A 20,618-nucleotide genomic window follows, 5' to 3' on the forward strand; every position below is an offset into this window, starting at 1 on the left:
TCAGTCCTCGACGGTGAGGACGACGCGGTCGCCGTCGACCTCGAACCGCGTGTGCGAGAGGTCGGGCACGACGATGTCCGCGTCCAGGTCCGTGCCGACGCCCAACGTCGTGCAGCCCGCCGCGCGGCCGGAGGCGAGACCGGGCGCGGTGTCCTCGACCGCGAGGCAGCGGCGCGGGTCCGCGCCCAGTTGCTCGGCGGCGTTCAGGTACGGCACGGGTGAGGGCTTGCCGTGGTCCACGTCGTCGGCGGTGACGAGGACGTCGGTCGCGGGCAGACCGGCCGCGGCGGTGCGGGCGGCCGTGACGTCCCGTGTGGACGAGGTGACGATGGCCTTCTTCGGACCCGCGGCACTGGTGGCGTCCAAGGCGCCCGGCAGCACGACGACGCCGTCGAGGTCGTGGGTGGCGATGTGGAGGTAGTGGGCGAGTCCCTGGGCGTGGCGGTCGGGCGGGAGCAGTGCGGCGACGATGTCCTTGGCGGGCTTGCCTTCCGTGCCGGCGAGCCGGGCCGGGTCGACACCTTCTTCCTCGGCCCAGCGGTGCCAGGCCCTGCGGACGGCCGCCGTCGAGTCGATCAGGGTGCCGTCGAGGTCGAACAGCACCGCGTCGAATTCCAGTCGCATGGTCATCCTTTCGCTGTGGTGGTCACGAGTTCGCGCTGTTTGACGTACCGGACCAGCAGGATCACGAAGCCGAGCGCGGCGAGGCCGAGCACACCGCCCAGCACCGCGACGCCGGGCAGCCCCGCCTGGTCGAGTGCGATGCCGCCGAGACCGGCGCCCGCGACGATGCCGATGTTGAACGCCGACACGGCGAACGACACGGCGAGCTCACCGCCCTCGCCGGCCGCCTGGAAGAGCGCCGCCTGCACGGCGGGAACGAACGACCAGGCCGCGAGCTGCCACACGACCACCAGCGCGATGGTCTGGGGCGTGTCGGTGGACAGCGGCAGCACCGCGAGCAGTGCCACGGCCGTGATCGCGGCGGTGATCAGCAACGTCCTGCGCGAGTCGGAGTCCGCGCCCTTGCCGCCGATCACGTTGCCGACGACGGCGCAGAGGCCGGCGATGAACAGCACGACGATCACCATGGTGCCGCTCATCCCGGCCCGCTGCTCCAGCAACGGCACGAGGTAGGTGTAGACGGTGAACGAGGCTCCCCAGAACAGGGTGATCGCGGCCAGTCCGACGAGGACCGGGGCCGTGCGGACCGCACGCAGCCGTTCGCTCAGCGGAGGACCTTCGTCGGCGCCGGTGGGCGGCAGCACGGCGGCGATGAAACCCAGCGACAGCAACGCGAGCGCGCCGATCACGAACATCGGCACGCGCCACCCCATGTGGTGGCCGAGCAGGGTGCTGACCGGCACCCCCAGCGCCGTGGCGGTGTTGACCCCCGCCTGGATCGTCGCGATGGAGGACGCGCGGCGTTCCTCTCCGCCCAGTCGTGCGGCGGCACCGATCGCCGTGGCCAGGTAGAGGCCCATCATGGCGCCGGACAGGATGCGCGAGCCCAGCAGCACCTCGTAGTTCGGTGCGAGGCCCGCCGTGGCGTGGCCGAGCGCGAACACGGCCAGACAGCCGAAGAGGACCTTGCGGCGGTCCATCCGGTGGCAGACGGCGGCCAGCACGGGCGCGCTGATCGCGAACGCCACGGCGTTCAGCGTCACGAGCTGACCCGCCGCCGCCTCCGACACACCCAGATCGCGCGCGATCTGGGGAAGCAGGCCGACGACGGCGAATTCGGTGCAAGCTACCGCAAAGGCACCGCTGAACAAAGCCCAGATCCAAATTCTTTTCATTGCCCCCTCCAGGCGTGCGCGTCGGGTGCGCAATTGCCATGAGGGTTGACGGCTTGTTCCCGGGATATGCGGATTCATGCCGAGAAAAGCGAAACTGCCTGTTGCCCGACTTAGGTCTTCACGAGATCGGAGTAGTGCCGACACGTCCGGTCACCGCCCGAATGAGCGGTTCCAAACGGTGACCATGTGGGTAAGCACCAGGGTGTCGGGCGTCCTGGGGGGACATCAACGCCACAGCCGCGTCACGGGGAGGATCAGCTGTGCTCGAGGACGACGTGGAGCCGCATGCCACGCCGCGATTACCAGGACGTTCGGAGCTCGTCGACACCGCTCTGGCCTCGTTGGCACAGGGCGAGAGCAGTGTCCTGGTCGTCGAACAACAGGGGGTGATGGGCCGCAGAGCGCTGGTCGGCCGGGTGCGGGCCCGAGCAGCCAGGGCGGGGATCCGGGTGGTGCACGGCCGTGCCACCCACGTCGACAGGGTCGCGCCGCTGTCCACGCTGCGGGCGGCGCTGAGCGCGCGGCTTCCCGACCCGCACCACGACTTCGGCGAGGACCACCTGACCGCGTTGCGCAAGATCCGCGCGCAGCTGGTCGGCCTCGCGGACGGACCGGGTCTGCTGGTCTGCCTGGACGACTTCCACCACGCCGACGACGTCACCGCGCTGGCGCTGCGCATGCTGGTGCCGGGGCTCAAGAACACTCCCGTGCTGTGGCTGCTGTCGTTGCGCCGGTCGCAGGCGTCGGCCGCCGTGCTCGGCGTGGTCGACGTGCTGCTGGAGGCCGGTGCCCAGATCGTGCCCGCCGCCTGGCCGACCGGTGAGGACGTGCGGCGGCTGTGCGCACGAGTGCTCGGAGCGGAGCCGGATCCGGCGCTCGTGGCGATAGCGAGCGATGTCGACGGCGACGCGGAACGGGTCGTACGCGCGTTGCACGACGCCGGACACGTGCGCGTCGCGGACGGGAAAGCGCTGCTCGGTCCCGCTGAGCGACCGTTGCCGCACTGGCTCGTCACCGAGGTCCGGTCCTCGCTGGGTGATCTCGCCGGTCCGACCGCGGAGGTGCTGGACGCGGGCGCCGTGCTGGGCAGGCGGTTCACCGTGCACGAGGCCGCGGCCCTGTTGCGCCGGCCGGTCGCCGAACTGCTCTGGGCGGCCGCCCTGCTGGTGGAGACCGGTGTGCTGGCCGCCGTGACCAGTGGCCTGAGCTTCCGCAGCGAACTGGTGCGGCGCGTCGTCTACTCGGGGCTCGCCGAGCCCGTGCGGGTGGCGCTGCACCGGGAGGCCGCCGACGTGGTCGCACGGGAGGGCCGACCGGCAGCAGAGGTCGTGCACCACGTCGAACGTGGCGGCCACTGCGGTTCGGAAGCGGTGGTGGGCACGCTGCGCAAGGCCGTGCGGAACCGTACGGGTGGCACGGGCGAGGCCGCGCGCCTGGCGTTGCGGCTGCTGGACCTGGCCGGTGACGCCGGCACCGGGGACCTGGCCGTGGACGCGGTGCGGCTGCTCAGCGCGGACGGCCGCACCTCCCAGGCCTGGGACCTCGCGGTGCGGACGCTGAACAGGACGTCCGACGCCGGCACGGAGACGCGGCTCGTGTGCGCACTCGCCGAACTGGCCGACGCACGCGAGCCCGGCGACCACCACGTGGTGGTCGAGTACGCGCGACGGGCGTCGGCACGGCCCGGCCTCGCCGAGCAGGACCACGCGGACCTGGCCGCCGTGCAGGCCTACCGGCTCGCGGCCGCCGGGAGCACCGAGGCGGCGGAGAGCGCCGCGGCCAGGGCGGGCTCGACCGGAGGTGAGGCGGTCGTGCTCGGGTCGGCGGCACGCGCCCAGATCGCGCTGCGTCGCGGTGAGCTGGGACGGGCGCTGGAACTGGCGCGAGCGGCCGTGCGCGAGGCCGACCGGGCCGGGCCGTCGCAGCGCGGGCTCGACTCGCGTCTGTGGCTGTGCGCGCCGCTCGTGGCGCTCGACCGGTTCGACGAGGTGCACTCGACGCTGGCCCTGGTCGCGAGGGAGACCGCCCAACTGGGCGCGGCGTGGCCGGTGTCGCGCTGGCAGTACCACAAGGCCCGTGCCTGCCTGGCCTCCGGACGGTTGCGGGCCGCGGCCGCCGACGCCGAGGTCGCCGTTCTCACCGCGCGGGCATCACCGTCCTCACCGGTCCTCGGGCGGGCGTTGCTGCTGCTCACCGAGATCCGCACGGCGCTCGGCCACCTGGAGGCCGCCGAGGCGAACCTGCGGGAGGCCGAACAGCTGGGCGGCCAGAGCGCCGGGGTGGCGTGGCAGCGCGTGCTCCTGTTGTGCGAGGCCGACCGGTACGACGAGGCGTCCGAGGTCGCGGAGAGGCTCCTGAGCAGCACGGATCTGGTCGAGTTCACGGCCACGGCCGCCTCGCCGGTGGCACCGGTGCTGGTGCGCCTCGCCCGGCACCGCGGTGACGAACGCCGGGCCGCCGAGGTCGTGCGGGTCGCGCGGGAGCTGAGCGAGCGCAACCCCGGCGTCCTGTGGGTCGCGGCGGCGGCCGCGCACGCCAGGGGTCTGCACGACGGGGACGCCGGCGCGGTGGCCGGGGCCGCCGAGCTCGGCAGACTGGCCGACCGTCCGGCGGCCGCCGCCGCGGCACTCACCGACGCGGGCCACCTCGCGTTCGCGCGGGGCAAGGCACAACGAGCCCGTGAGCTGCTGGAACAGGCCCGCACCAGGTGGACCGCGGTCGGCGCTCCCCACGTCGCCGACCGCATCGTCCTGACCGCGGACACGGCCGGTCACGATCCCGACGACCCGGTGCCGTCACCGTCGCTGGAGCTGTGGGCGAGCCTCACCGGAACGGAGGTCCGGGTGGCGCGGCTCGTCGCGCGCGGGCTCACCAACAAGGCCATCGCCACGCACCTGACCCTGTCCCCCAACACCATCGGCACGCACGTGCGCAACGCGTTCACGAAGCTCCAGGTGACCAACCGCGTCGAGCTGGCGCTCCAGGTGATCGCGCACGAGCGAAAACGTCCTTCTCGCTGACCCCGCAATTCACGCGGCTCCTCACTCATACACGTGAGGAGCCGCGTGGCGTTTCCGCACCGGGTCGTCCAGGTTCATGGATTTGCGCGAGCTTCGCTTTCTCCCCAGCCGGGGACTCTCTTGATGTGAGGGGTGAAATTCGGCTCCCATCGGACGAATTCCGGACGGAGTGGCATGGAGATCAGCATCCAGAAGTACGGCGGCAGCTCCCTTGCCGATGACGCGCAGGTCGCCTCCGTGGCGCAGCGCGTCGCGCAGGCCCACCGATCGGGTTCCGCCGTGGTCGTCGTGGTATCCGCGAGGGGCACCACGACCGACGAGCTGGTCCGCTCGGCCACGGCGGTCAGCGACGTGCCGGACCCGCGCGAGACGGACAAGCTGCTCGCCACCGGCGAACTGGCCTCCGCCGCGTTGCTCGCCATCGCGCTGCAGGACCTGGACGTGCCCGCGGTGTCGTTGTCCGGCCCGGACGCCGGACTGCGCGCCGTGGGACCACCCGGCGCCGGGGTGATCGCCTCGATCGAGACCGGTGCCGTCCGCGGCTGGCTCGACCGCCGTCACGTCGTCGTGGTCGCCGGTTTCCAGGCGCTCGACGACGAGGGCGAGGTCGTCACGCTCGGCCGTGGCGGATCGGACACCTCGGCGGTGGCGCTGGCCGTCGCGCACGGGGCGCCGGTGTGCGAGATCTACACCGACGTGCGCGGCATCGCCCGCGCCGATCCCAGGGTGGTACCCGGCGCCGGACTGCTGCCCGTGCTGCCCGCGACGGTGATGGCCGAGATGGCGTTCTCCGGCGCACGGGTGCTGCACCCGCGTTCGGTCGAACTGGCCGCCGCGCACGGCGTGGACATCGTGGTCCGCGACTCGTCCGGGCTCGGTGACGGAAGCACGATCTTCGGAGGGAGAGCGATGCTCGACTCGGACGTCCTCGAAGGACGCGCCGGCGTGGTCGCGGTGACGCACGACGAACAGGTGACGCAGGTACTGGTGGACGCGGGGGCCGACCTCGTGGACGGCAGCGCACGCGTGCTGGAGGCGTTGGCGCGCCTGGAGATCCCGGTCGACTCGGTGCAGTGGTGGTCGCATCCCGGCGCCCCGCTGCGGATGCGGTTCTGCCTGCCCGACGCCGTGGCGGACGACGCGGCGGAGGCGGTGCGCGAGGAGCTCGACTGCACGGTCACGCTGCGCCGCGAGTTCGGCCGCGTCTGCGCCGTCGGCACCGGCCTGCTGAGCAGGCCCGGACTCACCGCGCTCGGCCTGAACGCCCTGTCCGCGGCCGGGATCGCCGCCGAGTGCGTGGCGTGCAGCCAGGCCAGGACGACCTACCTCGTCGCCCGCGACCGCGTGCACGACGCCGTGCGCACGCTCTACGAATGCTTCGGCTTGGACCAACACGACCTCGAAAGGAGCAGGTCCCGGTGAACCAGCCGCAATCCTTCGGCGCGAGGCTGCGCCTCGACCGCATCGACCGCAACGGAGACGGCCGGTTGATGATCGTGCCGCTCGACCACTCGGTCGCCGACGGACCGGTGACCCCCGACGACTCGCTCGACGACCTGATCGGCGAGCTCGCCGCGGCCAAGGTGGACGCCGTGGTGCTGCACAAGGGAACCGTCCGCCACCTCGACCCCAAGCGGTTCGTCAACACCTCGTTGATCGTCCACCTGAGCGCGAGCACCGCGCACGCCCCCGACCCGGACGCCAAGTACCTCGTCACGAGCGTCGAGGCGGCGTTGCGGCTCGGCGCGGACGCGGTCAGCGTGCACGTGAACATGGGCTCGCAGCAGGAAGCCGAGCAGATCGCGGACCTCTCGCGCACCGCGGAGGAGACCGAACGCTGGGGAATCCCGTTGCTGGCCATGATGTACGCCCGCGGCCCGCAGATCGACAACGCCGCCGACCCCGGCCTGGTCACGCACTCCGCGACGCTCGCCGCCGACCTGGGCGCCGACCTCGTCAAGGTCAGCTACCCCGGTTCGGCCGAGGCCATGGCGAACGTCGTCCGGGCGTGTCCCATCCCCGTCGTGGTGGCGGGCGGGCCGCCGGTGGACGACAAGCGCGACCTGCTGCGCCGCGTCGCCTCGACGGTGCGCGCCGGTGCGGCGGGAGTCGCCATGGGCCGCAACATCTTCCAGCACCCGACGCCGGGCCGGCTGGCCCGCGAGATCGGTGACGTCGTGCACGGCCGCATGGCGATCGCCGCCTGAGCCGGGGCCTGTGCCGAAGCATGATCCGCGACTGCGGGGCCCGAGGCGGCCCCTGGCGGCACGGCCGAAACGCCCACGGACAACACCGGTGCGCGGCCGTTTCGGCCGCACCACCAGGAACCACCTCAAGCGCGACTCTCATCGAACCACCCTTCGACACAGGACCCGGGAGGCAGCGATGACCACGAGTTCCCCCTTGAAACAGACCCGCCAGCTGCTGGCGGACCCGGCGATGACCGAGAGCACGCCCGGTTCGGAGTTCGCCCAGGCCGCGACGCTCGGCAACCCGTCCGACGACGTGACCGTCACCTACCGCGCCTACCTGCCCACGGCGTTCCCGCTGTTCGCCGAACGTCCTCGCTTCACGGTGCGGCAGCTGATGAAGATGGCCACGATCCGCGACGACGACGCTCCGTACGTGCGTGAGCCGCAGCCTTCGCAGGAGCGGGGAAACCGCTCGGGCGTCACGTTCGACACGACGCCGGAGTCGGCTTTCCAGCCGCTGCTGGACGAGGCCCGGCTCACCGACATCGGCGTGTCCGTGGCGGTGCCGCCCGGGCTGCTGGAGCACCCGCGGCTGCTGGCCGCGTTCATCGACTACCGGCTGCTCGTGCGGTTCGGCACCACCGAGAACGAGGTGCTGCTGCGCGGCAGCGAGGACGGCGCGGTGCCGGGGCTGCTGACGCTGCCCGAGGCCCGCAGGCTGCGTGCCGGCCGTGCGCCGGCCGACCTGCTCACGGAAGCGGCCGCGCTGGTCGAGGAGACCGGCGGGTCGTGCGACGGGATCGTCGCGCACAACGCCGTGTACTGGCAGGCCGTAGAGTCCGGTCTGCTGAGCAAGCTCGCCGAGGCCGGGGTGCGGATCGCGCGCACCAGGATGATCCCCGAGCACCAGGTGCTGCTCGGCGACTTCCGCGCCGCCACCACGTTCCTCGACCCCGGTGTGGGGCATCTGCGGTTGCGCCGCGGTGCCGCCGAGGACGGCGGCGACCTGCTGGAGGCGGGCAGCCGGATGGGCCTCGCCGTGCACCTGCCGCAGCACTTCGTGTTGCTGGAGGGATCGGGCTGATGCGGGTCCTCTACCTCACCGGCATGATGCGCTGCGGCAGCACGATGATCGGCAACGTCCTCGGCGAGACGGAGGGCACGCTGCACGTCGGCGAGCTGCACTACCTGTGGCGCAACGGGGTGCTCGACCAGGGCACGAACTCTAGCTGCGGCTGCGGCTCCCCTCTGTCCGAGTGTCCACTGTGGTCCGACGCGCTGGACGACGACCGGATCGCGACTGCGGTGGAGGCCGTGCAGGCCACCAGATTGCGCGCCCGCCACACCCCGCGCCGCCTCGCCGAGTCGATCGGGCCGATGGCCGCGCCACCCGACGTGCGATGGCTGACGGGCCTGACCGCGGACGTCTACCGGCGTGCCGCTTCGGTCGCGGGCGCCGACGTCGTGGTGGACGGGTCCAAGTACCCGGCCGAAGCGGCGGCGATGCTCGGTTCGGGCCTCGACGTCCGCGTGCTGCACGTGGTGCGCGACGCCCGTGCGACCACGCACTCGTACCGCAAGGACAAGAGCTACGTCGAGCGGATGAGCGCGGCGCGCAGCACCGGGTACTGGACGGCCGTCAACGCCGCGTCCGACCTGCTCGCGCTGGCCGGCCGGTCGCGCTACCTGCGGGTGCGGCACGAGGACTTCTCCGCCCGCCCGGCCGAGGTGATCGACGAGGTGATGGCGTTCGCGGGCATCACGGGACCGAACCCGGTCTCCGCCGACGGCACGGTCGAGCTCGGGGTCAACCACACGGTCACGGGCAACCCGGACCGGTTCCACCGCGGGCGCGTGCTGATCGGGGACAACGCGCGGTGGCGGACCGAGCTCGACTGGAAGCCGCGGACGCTCACGACGGCGGCCTCCGCGCCCCAGTTGCTGCGCTACGGCTACCCGGTGCTGACGAGGAGGGACGGCTGATGCGACCAGGACCTCACAGCCGTTCCCCCTGGAAGGAGGCCTGATGGACCTCGGACTCGAAGGCAAGGTCGCCATGGTCGCCTGCGCCAGCAGCGGTCTCGGCCTCGGTGTCGCGACGGCGCTGGCCGCCGAAGGCGCGGACGTCTCCATCTGCGGACGCGACCCCGGCCGTCTCGCCGACGCCCACGGCAAGCTCGAAGCGAGCGGACGACGGGTGCACAGCCAGGTCGCCGACGTCAGCATCGACGGCGCGGTCGGGCGCTGGGTCGACGGCACGCTGGCGGAGTTCGGCGGGATCGACGTCGTGGTCAGCCACACCGGCGGTGTCGTGCAGGGACCGGTGGCCGGCTTCGGCCCCGAGGACTACCGCAGGGCCGTCGACACCGCTCTCATCCCCCACGTCGCGCTGATCACCGCGGCGACGCCGCACCTGCGTCCGGGCGGACGCGTCCTGCTGATCACCTCCGAGGCGGTGCGGCAACCCATGCCGCACAACGTGTTGTCCGGGGTGGCGCGCCAGGGGGTGCTGTCGTACGCGCGGAACCTGGTGCACGCCTTCGGCGACAGCGGCACGACGGTCAACGTCCTCGCGCCCGGCTACCACGACACGCCGGCGCTGCGCGGTCCGTCCGGGGAGGACACGTCCGCCGCGGCCGCCGAGGTGCCGCTCGGCAGGGTCGGCGACCCGGACGACTTCGGCGCACTGGCCGCGTTCCTCGCCTCCCGGCAGGCCGCCTTCGTGACAGGGGCCCTGCTGCTGGTCGACGGCGGCAACACACGCGCACCGGTGTGACCACGAACCCACTAGGAGAAGCCAGATGACTGAGGAATACCGCGCCCGAGGGTGGTGGCGCGAGAAGGAAACACTCGTCGACGACCTCCGTCGCGCGGCGCGTGAGCACCCCGAACGGCGTGCGGTCGTCGTGTGGCACACCGACGGCCGCGACACGGAGACGCTGACCTACGCCGAGCTGGAACGCCGCGTCGAGCGGATCGCGGCCGGGCTCGCGGGCCTCGGCGTCGAGCACGGCGACGTGGTGACGTTGCAGCTCCCCAACTCGTGGCAGCTGCTCGCGACCACGCTGGCGTGCGCCCGGATCGGAGCGGTCGCCGGCCCGGTGCTGCCGATCATGCGCAAGCGCGAGCTGACGTTCATGACCAGGTTGACGAAGAGTCCCGTCTACATCGGACCGGTCGAGCACCGCGGCTTCTCGCACGCGGACCTGAGCGAGGAGGTCGCCCGCGAGGTGACGTCCATCAGGCACCGGGTCCTGGTCGGCGGCGGCTCGGCCGGGGCGCTCGACTTCGACACCGCGCTGCTCGGCGAGCCCGGCACGGACGGCGCGTTCTTCGGTGACACCGAGGGGCGCGAGGCGAAGCCGGACGACCTGGCCTACGTCATGTTCACCTCGGGCACCACCGGCGAGCCCAAAGGCGTGATGCACAGCCACAACACGTTGCACGCCACCAACCGCATGCAGATCGACGCGCTGCACCTGCGTGACGACGAGGTCACCGCGATGGGTTCCCCCACCACCCACAACGCCGGGTGGACGTGGAACTTCACGATGCCGTTGCTGCTCGGCGCGACATGCGTGCACATCGACAACTGGGACGCGGGCCTGATGCTGCGGGTCCTGGAGACCGAGCGGGTCAGCTTCTTCATGGGCGCGCCGCCGTTCCTGGTCGACCTGATCGACCGCCAGCGCGAGCAGAAGCGCGACCTGTCCGCCCTGAGGACCTTCGCGACGGGCAGCGCGCCGATCCCGCCCGTGCTGGTCGAGCAGGCCCGCGACGTGCTGGGCTGCCGCCTGTACGCGTTGTGGGGCATGACCGAGAACGGCGCGCCGACCATCACCAGGCCGGAAGACCCGGAGATGCGGGCCGCCGAGAGCGACGGTTCCCCGGTGCCCGGCATGGAGATCCGCATCGCCGGCGACGAGGACGGGACCGGACGCCTGCAGGTGCGCGGCGCCACGCAGTGCCTCGGCTACTTCGGCCGGCCGGAGGTCTACGCGGACAACCTCACCGATGACGGCTGGTTCGACACCGGCGACCTCGCCCGCCCGGACGGCCACGGCGGCATCCGCATCGCCGGGAGGGACAAGGACGTCATCTCCCGTGGCGGCGAGAAGGTGCCCGTGGTGGAGGTCGAGGCGGCGCTGCTGCGGCACCCGGCGATCAAGGACGTCGCCGTCGTCGCCTACCCGGACGACCGGCTCGGTGAACGGGCCTGCGCGGTGGTCGTGCCGCAGGGCGAACCGCCGGAGCTGCCCTCGTTGCGCGAGCACCTCGACGGGCTCGGCATGGCCAAGCAGTACTGGCCCGAACGCGTCGAGCACGTGGGCGAGCTGCCGACGACGCCCAGCGGCAAGGTCCAGAAGTTCCGCCTGCGCGAGCAGCTGGTCTGAGGAGGCTGACGTGGACTTCTCGTTCACCGGGGAACAACAGGCACTGGCGGAGAAGGTCAGGGCGTTCGCCGGCGACACCGTCGCCCGGCACGCGGCGCTCGACGACCGCGAACGCACGTTCTGGTCCGGCTTCTTCGCCGAACTGGGCCGTGCGGGCCTGACCGGGCTCGCCATCGCGGAGGAGTACGGCGGCAGCGGTCTCGGCGCGGTCGAGGCCGGAATCGCCGTGGAGCAGCTGGCACGGGCCGAGGCGACCGCCTGCTACCCGGTCGTCAACGCGACGCTGATCGGCGGCATCATCAGCCGCAGCGGCACTGTCCGCCAGCGGGCCGAGTGGCTGCCGGCGGTCGCGGCGGGCGACGCCGTGGTGGCGTTGGTGCTCACCGAGCCCGGCCACGGCACGGACGCCGCCGCCATCGAGCTGAGCGCCCAGAAGGACGGCGACGGCTGGATCCTCAGCGGCACCAAGACGTCGATCATGCTCGGGATGCACGCGACGCACGGCCTGGTGTTCGCGCGTACCAGCGACGACGGCGCACGCGGCGTGACCGCCTTCTACCTGCCGCTCAACCGCGACGGCATCGCACGCGAACGGCTCGACGACCTCGGCGTGCGCGCCGGCGGCCGGGCCACGCTCTACTTCGCCGGGGTGCGCGCGTCGGACGACGAGATCGTCGGCGGGGTCGGCGAGGGGTTCGGCGGCGTGATGCGCGGCTTCGACCACTCCCGCGCGTTGATCGCGGTGCTCGCGATCTCCAACGCGCAGGCCGCGCTGGACGACGCACTGGCCTACGCCCGCGAGCGGGAGTCGTTCGGACAGGTGCTCGGCAAGCACCAGGGCGTGGCGTTCCCGTTGGTGGAGCACGCGACCCGGCTGCACGCGGCCAGGTTGCTGGCGTTCGAGGCCTTGTGGCGCGCGGACAACGGCCTCGACCACCGCACCGAGGCGAACATGGCGAAGTGGTGGGCCTGCCGGGTCGGGGTCGAGGCCGCCCACCAGGCGTTGCTGACCCTCGGCCACCGCGGCTGGAACGACGACCACCCCGCCGGCCGCCGAGTGCGCGACGCCATCGGACAGGAGATCGCGGACGGCACCGAGAACGCCACGAAGCTCGTGGTGGCGAGGAAACTGCTCGGCCGCGACTGCGCGCCGTGACCACAACGACTGCAGAAGGAGGACTTTCGTGACCACCACGCTGTGGCTGACCGGGCTGCCCAGCTCCGGCAAGTCGACTCTCGGCCGGGAACTGGTCGAGAAGCTGCGCACCGAGCGCAAGGTGCAGCACCTGGACGGTGATGCCGTCCGCAGGGACTTCTTTCCGGAACTCGGGTTCAGCAAAGAGGATCGTACGGAGAACATCCTGCGCATCGGCCGGCTCGCCGCGATGCTCGCGGCGCACGACGTGCTCGCCGTCGTCTCGGTGATCGCGCCGTTCCGCGAGGTGCGCGACCAGGTCCGCGCCGAGCACGAGGAGGCGGGCCTCACGTTCGTCGAGGTCTACGTCGACGCACCGGTGGAGATCTGCGCCGAGCGGGACGTGAAGGGCCTGTACGCCAAGGCGGAACGCGGCCAGGTGCAGGCGATGACCGGGGTCAGCGACGTGTACGAGGCGCCGGTGTCGCCCGAGGTCCTCGTCAACACCTCCACCCTCAGCGTCGAGCAGAGCACGGAGATGATCGAACGGGCCCTGACGCGCTGTGAGCGCGAACGAGACGAGCAGGACATCAGGGAGGTGGTGCTGCGATGAGTGCTCCCGCCAAGGAAAAGGCCGTCACCGGCATCGAACAGCTCGAGGCCGAAGCGATCCACGTCCTGCGCGAGGTCGCGGGCGAGTTCGACCGTCCCGCGCTGTTGTTCTCCGGTGGCAAGGACTCCACCGTGCTCGTGCACCTCGCGGTGCGCGCCTTCGCCCCGATAGCACCGCCTTTCACGCTCGTGCACGTCGACACCGGCCACAACTTCCCGGAGGTGCTCCAGTTCCGCGACGACATCGTGGAGCGGTTCGGGCTGCGGCTGCACGTCGCCGAGGTGCAGGACTGGATCGACCGCGGTGCCGTGAAGGAACGCGAGGACGGGATGCGCAACCCGTTGCAGACCGTGCCGTTGCTGGACACGATCACCGAGCAGAAGTACGACGCGGTGATCGGCGGCGGCCGCCGGGACGAGGAACGCTCGCGCGCCAAGGAGCGCATCTTCAGCGTCCGCGACAGCTTCGGCCGCTGGGACCCGCGCCGCCAGCGCGTCGAGCTGTGGAACCTCTACAACGGCATGCACTCCCCTGGCGAGCACGTGCGCGTGTTCCCGATCTCGAACTGGACCGAGCTCGACGTGTGGCGTTACGTGCGCAAGCACGACATCGAGCTGCCGCCGCTGTACTTCGCGCACTCCCGCGAGGTGTACCTGAGGGACGGCATGTGGCTGACGTCGGGCCAGTGGGGCGGACCGGCCGAGGACGAGGAGACCGTCGAGAAGACCGTGCGCTACCGCACCGTCGGTGACGGCTCGTGCACCGGCGCGGTCGAGTCGGACGCGGCCACCGTCGACGACATCATCGCCGAGATCAAGGCGAGCCGGCTCACCGAGCGCGGCGCGAGCAGGGCCGACGACCGCATGTCCGAGGCCGCCATGGAGGACCGCAAGCGGGAGGGGTACTTCTGATGACGTCCGACCTGTTGCGACTGGTGACGGCCGGAAGCGTGGACGACGGGAAGTCCACTTTGGTCGGACGGTTGCTCTACGACACCAAGTCCGTGCTCAGCGACCAGATCGACGCGGTGCTGCGCAGCAGCGAGGAGCGCGGGCTCGACAACCCCGACCTCTCGCTGCTGGTGGACGGCCTGCGCGCCGAACGGGAGCAGGGCATCACGATCGACGTGGCCTACCGGTACTTCGCGACCTCCAAGCGCACCTTCGTCCTCGCCGACACCCCTGGCCACGTGCACTACCTGCGCAACACCGTGACCGGGGCGTCGACCGCCGACCACGCGGTGCTGCTGACCGACGCGCGCAAGGGCGTGCTGGAACAGACCCGCCGGCACCTGGCCGTGATGGCGATGCTCGGGGTTCCGGGCATCACGCTGGCGGTCAACAAGCTCGACCTCGTCGACTTCTCCCAGGAGACCTACGAGTCGGTCCGCGCGGAGTTCGTCGCACACGCCGAGTCCCTCGGCTTCCGCGCCGAACAGATCACCACCGTTCCGATGTCCGCGCTGGCCGGGGACAACGTGGTGACGCGATCCGACCGGACCCCTTGGTACGACGGGCCGACGTTGCTCGAGCACCTGGAGACCGTGCGGCCCGACGAACGCGGCTGCGACGTGGGCCTGCGCGTGCCGGTGCAGTACGTGCTGCGCGACGGCTCGACCGACTACCGCGCCTACGCCGGCCAGATCGCGGCGGGCGAGGTGCGTCCGGGCGACGAGGTCGTGGTGCTGCCCGCGGGAACCAGGTCGACGGTCACCGTCGTCGGCACCCCGGACGGCCCGGTCGACGAGGCCGGCGTCGGACAGCCCGTGGCGCTGACGCTCTCCGACGACCTGCCGATCAGCCGCGGTGACCTGATCGCGGCGGCCGACCGGGTGCCGGAACTCGCGGCGGAGGTCACGGCGACGGTGTGCTGGCTCGCGGAGGAACCGCTGCGCCCCGGCGCACGCGTGCTGCTCAAGCACGGCACGCGCACCACGAAGTGCCGGGTGCCGAGTCTGTCGACGCGGTTCGACGAACAGCACCTGGTGCTCGAACGCGAACCGGAGTGCCTGGAGCTCAACGACATCGGGCAGGTACGCCTCGAAGTCGCCGACGCACTCCCGTTCGACTCCTACACCGACTGCGTGGCGACGGGTGCGTTCCTGCTCATCGACCCCGACGGCGGCGACACCCTGGCCGCGGGCCAGGTCGGCGACACGTTGTCCGCGGTGACCGGTGATGCCTGACCGGCTCCGCGTGGTCGTCGTCGGCGCGGGGGCGAGCGGGACGCTGGCGGCGATCCACCTCCTGCGCGCCGGCCTCCCGCTCGAGCTGGTGCTGGTGGATCGCAGCGGCGAGTTCGGGCCGGGGCGGGCCTACCGCACCGGCGATCCAGGGCACCTGCTCAACACCGCCGCGGGGAAGATGAGCGCGCTGGCGGACGACCCGGGGCACTTCGCGCGGTGGGCGGGGTGCGGTGCGGAGGACTTCCTGCCGCGCGGGGAGTACGGGAGGTACCTGGCGGAGACGCTGCGGGCGACGGAGAGGGCGGCGGCGGAGCCTTTGCGGGCGGAGGAGGGTGCCGCGGCGGAAACGCTGCGGGCGGAGGAGGGTGCCGCGGACGAGACGCCGCGGACGGACGAGAATGCCGCGGACGAAACGCCGCGGCCGAACGAGAATGCCGCGGCCAAGACGCTGCGGACGGACGAGAGCGCCGTAGCCGAAACGCCGCGGACGGACGAGAGTGCCGCGGCGGAGACATCGCGGGCGGCGGAGGGTGCGGCAGCGAGCTACGCCACCGGCAGCCGGCCTACCTCCCCCACCACCGTCCACCACATCGCCGACACCGCCACCGGCCTCACCTCGTCCAGCACCGGCGTGACCGTCACCCTCTCCCGAACCGGCCCCCTGCGAGCGGACTTCGCCGTCCTGGCACCGGGAGTGGGCACCAGCGATCCGCTCGCCGGCCTCCTGCCCGAGAACTCACCGCGGTACGTCTCCGATCCCTGGGCCGCCCCACTGCCCGAAACCGGCGGCGCACCAGTGCTCGTGCTCGGCACCGGTCTGTCCATGATGGACGTGTCGGTGGCGGTGGCGCGCGACTCCGTGGTGCACGCCGTGTCCCGGCACGGACTGCTTCCCCAGCCGCACAAGCGCGGTACCGGACCCGAGCCGTCCCTGCCGGAACCCCCGAAGCGGGGGTCGCTCGGCGAGCTGATGGCGTTCGTGCGGCGCAGCGTGTCGGCGAACCCCGACCGCTGGCGAGACGTCCTCGACCAGCTGCGCCCGCACACCCACCGGTTGTGGCGGCAGCTCGACGTGCCGGAGCGACGCCGCTTCCTCGACCGCGTCGGCCACTACTGGAACGTGCACCGCCACCGGGCCGCGCCCACCACCCACCGGCGGGTGCGCGAACTGGTGGACGAGGGCCGGGTGCGGCTGCACCGGGGCCAGGTCACGGCGGTCCGCCCGGCGGGGGAAGGGTTCCACGTCGACCTGGCCGGGCCACGGGGCAGCCGGACGCTGACCGTGGGCTGGCTGGTCAACGCGACCGGCTTCCGCCACGACGGCGGCCCGCTGGTGCGGGACCTGGTGGCGGACGGCACGGCCCGGCCCGATCCGATCGGGCTCGGCGTGCGGACCCGGCCGGACGGCCGCGTGCTGGACGAACGGGGCTTGCCGTGCCGCATCTTCACGCTCGGCGCGCTGCGGCGCGGCGAGTTGTTCGAGAGCACCGCCGTGCCGGAGATCCGCGCCCAGGCGGCCGAGATCGCGGCGACCGTGGCCGCGCACAGGACGAGGTGATGACCATGCACGACCTGCTGATGTACCCGGCCTACATCGACGGCAAGGACGTCGAGCACCCGGAGGGCCGGTACGTCCACACCGTCACGGCACGCTCGGTGCTGGAGGACACGATGCCCGCGCTGGCGTTGAAGCGCGATCTCGACGCCGGGCTCGTCGACCCGCGCCGGGCAGGCCCGTCGGTGGTCGGTGGCTGTGCGCTGGCCGACGACCGGATGGCCGCGGACGCGTTGGAAGCGGCGGCGCGGGCGGCACCGGAGTGGGCGCGGACGTCGTTGATCGACCGGCTGGAGATCGGCGCGCGGATCGGCGAACGGTTGCGCGAGAAGCGGGACGAGATCGTCGAACTGCTGGTGGCGGAAGGACAACCGCGCGACCTGGCCGGGCCGACGCTCGACGAGTACTGGCTCGCCGACTTCAGCTCGGAGACGCTGTCGTTCTGCGCCTCGCAGATGCAGACCAGCAAGCACCGCGGCCGGGGCGGGCACGCCACGGTCCGCCGGGTGCCGGACGGCGTCGTCTGCGTCAACCCGCCGCAGAACGCCTCCACGCCCAACGCCCTGTTCGGCGCGACGGCACTGCTCGCGGGCAACGCCGTGGTGATCCGCGCGCCCCGGGGCGTGCCGCTCGCGACCACGCACGCGCTGCGCGAGGTCGTCGTGCCGGTGCTGGAGGAGGCCGGCGCGCCCACCGGGACCCTGAACATCCTTTGTGGACCGCCGATGACCGACCTGTGGCTGCAGAGCCCGCACGTCGACGACATCGTCTACGTCGGCAGCAGCGCGAAGGGCCTGGAGTTCGAACGGGCCGCCGTCGCCGCGGGCAAGAAACCCGTGCTGGAACTGGCCGGCAACGACTGCGTGGTGGTGTGGGCCGACGCCGATCTCGACGCGGCGGCCACCTCGATCACCGAGAACTTCCGGCAGTCCGGGCAGATCTGCAACATCCCCAACCACGTGATCGCACACCCGGCCATCGCCGACGCGCTGCTGGAGCGCCTGGTCGCCATCGCCGCGGCGACCAAACCCGGTTACCCGGACGAGGAAGGCGTCGTGCTCACGCCGGTCCTGATGGCGGAGCAGCACTTCGCCGACATCGCCGACGCGGTACGGCGAGGCGCGCGCCTGCTGCACGGCGGACGCCGGCTCGAGGTCGACGGATCACCGTCCGACACGGGGTTCTTCGTCGAACCGGCGGTGCTGCGCGTCGACGGCCTCGACCTGGCCAGAAGCACACCCGCCGTGCGCGAGGAGACGTTCTCCCCGCTGCTGCCCGTCGTCGTGCCGGAAAACCACGACGGCCTGTTCGACGAGGTGCTGGAGTTCGTCGGCAGCAACCGTTACGGGCTGCGCAACTCGTTCTGGGTGGAGGACGAACGACTCATCGCCGCCATCACGGCGAAAGTGACCACCGGCGGTGTCGTGAACGTCAACGACTCGCACTCGGCGTTCCGGCCGTTCCTGCCGACGCACGGCGGCACCGGCCTGACCGGCGGCGTGTTCGGCGAAGCCAACTACCTGATGTTGCGGACCACGCGCCTGCAGGGCGTCAACGTCAAACGGGGAGGAGCAAGGTGATGAAGGAGCACCGCGTCGCACTCAGGACGCCGATGCCCGCCGACGAGGTGTTCGACCGCTTGCAGCACCCCGAAAGCTTCACCGAGGCCGGCATCGAGTCCGTCGAGCCGACCGCGGAGGGCGACCGGTACGCGCTGCGATTCCGCGGCGGCCTCGCCAGGTGGATCCAGCGCACCGAAGCCGACCACGCGGCACGGGTGCTCAAGTTCGACCAGGTCAGCGGCGACTTCGTGGACTTCGGCGGCAGCTGGGAGGTCACGCCCGACGGCACCGGCAGCCGGATCGTGCACCGGGTCGCGTTCCGCACCAGCGTCCCGCACCTCGCCGGCGCGATCGAACCGATGATCGCGCGAGTGCTGCTGCGGGCCGCCGCGGACGTGGTCTCGGGCCTCACGGGCGAAGCGGAGGTCGTCGAGGGCGCGCTGCACGACGAGGCACCCGGCGCCAAGCCGTCCGTCGCCGCGTACACCGCGCCGTCCGCCGGTGCCGCCCTGGAGCCGACGACGATCGAACGCCGCCCGCTCGGCCCCCACGACGTCGGCATCGCGATCCACTACTGCGGTGTGTGCCATTCCGACGTCCACCAGGTCCACGGCGACTGGGGCGACGGCACGTTCCCCATGGTGCCCGGCCACGAGATCGCCGGTGTCGTCACGGAGATCGGCGCGGACGTCACCCGGCACGCGGTCGGCGACCGCGTCGGCGTCGGCGTGATCGTCGGCTCCTGCCGTGACTGCGGGATGTGCGTCCAGGGCCTCGAGCAGTACTGCGCGAAGTCGGTCGAGACCTACGCCGCCATCGATCGCTACCACGGCGGCGAACCGACCCGGGGCGGCTACTCCACGCACATCGTCACCGACGAGCACTTCGTCCTGCGCATCCCGGACTCGTTGCCGCTGGACCAGGCCGCTCCCCTGCTGTGCGCGGGGATCACCACCTACTCGCCGCTGAAGCACTGGGACGCCGGGCCCGGCAAGAAGGTCGCGGTGCTGGGACTGGGCGGTCTCGGCCATCTCGCCGTGAAGATCGCGCACGCCCTGGGCGCCGAGGTCACCGTGCTGTCCCGGTCGGAGCGCAAGAAGGACGACGGCCTGCGCCTGGGTGCCGACCACTTCCACGCCACCGACGATCCGGCGACGTTCGACCTGCTCGCCGGGACGTTCGACCTTGTCGTGTGCACGGTCTCCAGCCGTCTCGACGTCGACGCCTACCTGTCGTTGCTCGCCAACGGCGGCACGATGGTCTACCTCGGCATCACCGACGAACCGCTGGGCGTCAGCGTGTTCTCGCTGCTGCGCGGCCGCACCTCATTGGCGGGCTCGCAGATCGGCGGCATGGCCGAGACGCAGGAGATGCTCGACTTCTGCGCGGAGCACGGCATCGGCGCCGACGTCGAGGTCATCGACGCCACCCGGATCAACGAGGCGTTCGACCGCGTGCGGCACGGCGACGTCCGCTACCGGTTCGTCATCGACGCCTCGACGTTCGAGAGCTGACGTCAGCGCGTGCCGAAGTTCTGCGTCCAGCAGTGGCCGTAGGTGGTGCCCTGCCGGTACTGGTGGCCGACGCCGATGTCGCGGAGGTTGCAGTTCAGGATGTTGGCGCGGTGTCCCGAGCTGTTCATCCACCCGCGCACGACCTCGGCGGCGGTGCCGTAGCCGGCGGCGACGTTCTCGGCGGCCCTGGTCCAGCGGGTGTAGCCCGCCCGTTCGATCCGGACGACCATGGTGCTGCCGTCCGAACCGGTGTGGCCCATGAAGTTCTTCGTGGCCATGTCCACCGAGTGGCGCTGCGCGGCGGTGTTCAGCGCCGCGTTCGACTTCAGGGCGGGGCAGTTCACCTTGGCGCGTTCGGCGTTCGTGAGGGCGATGACGTCCTCCTGCACGGTTGCCGCCGTGGCGGCGGGTGCGAACGTGGCCGCCAGCGCCAGGGTCGTCGCAGCGAGCAGGGAAGTGTGTAACGCGAGCATGGTTTTTCTCCTCGTGGTGCGAGATGCGGGGATTGCAGGGCCCCGGAGGACAAACGCCGGGCAGGGCGCAGAGGGTGCGCTCCGCGTCCTGTTGAGACGCGATGTCCACTGGACACATCTGCCCGGCACGGAAAAGAAGGGGGAGCCCGGGTTCGACCCCCGGGCTCCCCCCGCCT

17 protein-coding genes and 1 pseudogene are annotated in these 20,618 nt (G+C 71.8%); 15 read left to right on the forward strand and 3 right to left on the reverse strand.

Annotated elements, in window-relative coordinates:
* Complete coding sequence (locus IEY88_RS28905) at window positions 1-624, reverse strand: HAD-IA family hydrolase (protein WP_189158028.1); 624 nt, start codon at window positions 622-624, stop codon at window positions 1-3.
* Between the two features lie 2 nt (window positions 625-626).
* Window positions 627-1,799, reverse strand: coding sequence for an MFS transporter (locus tag IEY88_RS28910; protein WP_189158029.1), 1,173 nt, complete (start codon window positions 1,797-1,799; stop codon window positions 627-629).
* A 260-nt stretch (window positions 1,800-2,059) separates the two neighbouring features.
* Between IEY88_RS28910 and IEY88_RS28915 the strand changes: the two genes are divergently transcribed.
* From IEY88_RS28915 to IEY88_RS28980, 15 genes and pseudogenes are all read left to right on the forward strand, one after another.
* Window positions 2,060-4,819 carry a helix-turn-helix transcriptional regulator gene (locus tag IEY88_RS28915; protein WP_189158030.1) on the forward strand — a complete coding sequence of 920 codons (2,760 nt, stop codon included), beginning with the start codon at window positions 2,060-2,062 and terminating at the stop codon, window positions 4,817-4,819.
* Between the two features lie 174 nt (window positions 4,820-4,993).
* Window positions 4,994-6,241: an aspartate kinase gene (locus IEY88_RS28920; RefSeq protein WP_189158031.1), complete on the forward strand. Its 1,248-nt coding sequence runs from the start codon at window positions 4,994-4,996 to the stop codon at window positions 6,239-6,241.
* Window positions 6,238-7,026: a 2-amino-3,7-dideoxy-D-threo-hept-6-ulosonate synthase gene (locus IEY88_RS28925; protein ID WP_229693855.1), complete on the forward strand. Its 789-nt coding sequence runs from the start codon at window positions 6,238-6,240 to the stop codon at window positions 7,024-7,026. The genes IEY88_RS28920 and IEY88_RS28925 overlap by 4 nt, the downstream gene beginning before the upstream one ends.
* Window positions 7,027-7,204: 178 nt before the next feature.
* Window positions 7,205-8,095, forward strand: coding sequence for a family 3 encapsulin nanocompartment shell protein (locus tag IEY88_RS28930; RefSeq protein ID WP_189158033.1), 891 nt, complete (start codon window positions 7,205-7,207; stop codon window positions 8,093-8,095).
* Complete coding sequence (locus tag IEY88_RS28935) at window positions 8,095-8,994, forward strand: sulfotransferase (protein ID WP_189158034.1); 900 nt, start codon at window positions 8,095-8,097, stop codon at window positions 8,992-8,994. The genes IEY88_RS28930 and IEY88_RS28935 overlap by 1 nt, the downstream gene beginning before the upstream one ends.
* 43 nt (window positions 8,995-9,037) lie before the next feature.
* Window positions 9,038-9,787: an SDR family oxidoreductase gene (locus IEY88_RS28940; protein WP_189158035.1), complete on the forward strand. Its 750-nt coding sequence runs from the start codon at window positions 9,038-9,040 to the stop codon at window positions 9,785-9,787.
* 25 nt (window positions 9,788-9,812) lie between these two features.
* Window positions 9,813-11,405 carry an AMP-binding protein gene (locus tag IEY88_RS28945; RefSeq protein WP_189158036.1) on the forward strand — a complete coding sequence of 531 codons (1,593 nt, stop codon included), beginning with the start codon at window positions 9,813-9,815 and terminating at the stop codon, window positions 11,403-11,405.
* A 10-nt stretch (window positions 11,406-11,415) separates the two neighbouring features.
* Window positions 11,416-12,561 (forward strand): acyl-CoA dehydrogenase family protein, encoded by a 1,146-nt coding sequence (locus IEY88_RS28950; RefSeq protein WP_189158037.1) that lies wholly within the window; start codon window positions 11,416-11,418, stop codon window positions 12,559-12,561.
* A gap of 28 nt (window positions 12,562-12,589) precedes the next feature.
* On the forward strand, window positions 12,590-13,153 hold the full coding sequence (cysC, locus tag IEY88_RS28955; RefSeq protein ID WP_189158038.1) for an adenylyl-sulfate kinase: 564 nt from the start codon (window positions 12,590-12,592) through the stop codon (window positions 13,151-13,153).
* Window positions 13,150-14,064 (forward strand): sulfate adenylyltransferase subunit CysD, encoded by a 915-nt coding sequence (gene cysD, locus IEY88_RS28960; RefSeq protein ID WP_189158039.1) that lies wholly within the window; start codon window positions 13,150-13,152, stop codon window positions 14,062-14,064. Before cysC ends, cysD begins: the two co-directional genes overlap by 4 nt.
* Complete coding sequence (locus tag IEY88_RS28965; protein ID WP_189158040.1) at window positions 14,064-15,338, forward strand: sulfate adenylyltransferase subunit 1; 1,275 nt, start codon at window positions 14,064-14,066, stop codon at window positions 15,336-15,338. The genes cysD and IEY88_RS28965 overlap by 1 nt, the downstream gene beginning before the upstream one ends.
* Window positions 15,331-16,896, forward strand: coding sequence for an FAD/NAD(P)-binding protein (locus IEY88_RS44475; RefSeq protein ID WP_229693856.1), 1,566 nt, complete (start codon window positions 15,331-15,333; stop codon window positions 16,894-16,896). The genes IEY88_RS28965 and IEY88_RS44475 overlap by 8 nt, the downstream gene beginning before the upstream one ends.
* A 5-nt stretch (window positions 16,897-16,901) precedes the next feature.
* Window positions 16,902-18,473 carry an aldehyde dehydrogenase family protein gene (locus tag IEY88_RS28975; protein WP_229693857.1) on the forward strand — a complete coding sequence of 524 codons (1,572 nt, stop codon included), beginning with the start codon at window positions 16,902-16,904 and terminating at the stop codon, window positions 18,471-18,473.
* Between the two features lie 32 nt (window positions 18,474-18,505).
* A pseudogene (locus tag IEY88_RS44480) lies at window positions 18,506-18,850 on the forward strand (SRPBCC family protein); the annotation flags it as partial.
* 45 nt (window positions 18,851-18,895) lie between these two features.
* On the forward strand, window positions 18,896-19,969 hold the full coding sequence (locus IEY88_RS28980) for an NAD(P)-dependent alcohol dehydrogenase (protein ID WP_373294204.1): 1,074 nt from the start codon (window positions 18,896-18,898) through the stop codon (window positions 19,967-19,969).
* 2 nt (window positions 19,970-19,971) lie between these two features.
* On the opposite strand, the gene IEY88_RS28985 is transcribed toward IEY88_RS28980, so the two are convergent.
* Complete coding sequence (locus IEY88_RS28985; RefSeq protein WP_229693858.1) at window positions 19,972-20,442, reverse strand: CAP domain-containing protein; 471 nt, start codon at window positions 20,440-20,442, stop codon at window positions 19,972-19,974.
* Window positions 20,443-20,618: the final 176 nt, after the last annotated feature.

The sequence above is a fragment of the Lentzea pudingi genome, from assembly GCF_014646255.1.
Lineage (GTDB): Bacteria > Actinomycetota > Actinomycetes > Mycobacteriales > Pseudonocardiaceae > Lentzea > Lentzea pudingi.